Below are 350 nucleotides of genomic sequence, written 5' to 3'. Positions count from 1 at the left end.
CAGCAAATACAGATATTGCACTTAAAATATCACACCAYACCATRGTACGTTTYGGACGCCAGCGATCTGCAAATGTTCCGCCAATAAAAGAGAAAATAAARATTGGTGCAAATTCTGCTACAGATATYAAAGATACTGYAAATGGGTCKCCGTTTGTCTTCTCCATTATGAAAAGAAGTACAGCAAAATTCCTAACCCATATYCCTATTTGCAAGAATAMCCCAGAGATAATAATAGCTTGAAAAACACGRTTTCCAAACAACTTTGTTGAATGGTTTACGGGTAATTTCTCTTCCAAAACAAAAAACCTCCTGCGTATTTTCTGAACAGGAGGAAGTACAATACAATAC

General features: G+C 36.2%; 1 protein-coding gene. It reads right to left on the bottom strand.

Features of this window, described 5'->3' with window-relative positions; all coding sequences use genetic code 11:
- A partial coding sequence (locus AC1DWA_RS33905; protein WP_477917953.1) for an MFS transporter occupies positions 1-262 on the bottom strand: 262 nt, incomplete at its 3' end.
- Positions 263-350: the final 88 nt, after the last annotated feature.

The organism is Rhodococcus sp. P4_F3_2 (assembly GCF_056401335.1).
The sequence above is the reverse complement of the archived record's forward strand: the minus strand, read 5'-3'. Positions and strand labels throughout refer to the sequence as shown.